This window comes from Photobacterium sp. 2_MG-2023, assembly GCF_030547675.1.
GTDB classification, from domain to species: domain Bacteria; phylum Pseudomonadota; class Gammaproteobacteria; order Enterobacterales; family Vibrionaceae; genus Photobacterium; species Photobacterium arenosum.
Genome location: NZ_JAUOQQ010000066.1, coordinates 1 through 541, shown reverse-complemented (window position 1 = coordinate 541; position 541 = coordinate 1). Strand labels below are relative to the sequence as shown.

Here is a 541-nt window from a genome sequence, read left to right as displayed (position 1 = left end):
CTGACTGAGTTACGAACCATATGGACGATACAAAGCTGGATTTGAGTCTGCGGGTAAACGGCATTAATCGCATCAGGAAAGCCCTTAAGGCCATCGACGCAGGCTATCAAGATATCTTTTACTCCTCGGTTTTGCAGTTCGGTCAAGACGCTCAGCCAGAACTTGGCACCTTCATTTTCGGACAGCCACATCCCCAACAGTTCTTTCTGACCATCCATATTCACACCGAGCGCAAGGTAAACAGATTTGTTGATGACCTGCTTGTCCTGCCTGACTTTGACGACGATGCAATCAAGATAAACGATGGGATATACGGCATCTAAGGGGCGAGACTGCCACTCAATGACCTGCTCCAAAACGGCATCAGTGACCTTGGAAATGAGTGTTGGAGAGACGTCTGCGTCATACATTTCTTTGAAGGTGGCAACGATCTCGCGGGTCGTCATACCTTTGGCATAGAGACTGAGGATTTTATCGTCCATCGACTGGAAGCGGGTTTGATGCTTGCGCACGAGCTGAGGTTCGAAAGAGGCTTCTCTGT

The 541-nt window shown here is 49.0% G+C and carries 1 protein-coding gene; it reads right to left on the bottom strand.

Annotated elements, in window-relative coordinates; genetic code table 11:
- The coding region (locus Q4491_RS21480; protein WP_303460816.1) for an IS256 family transposase at positions 1-541 on the bottom strand (541 nt) is incomplete at both ends.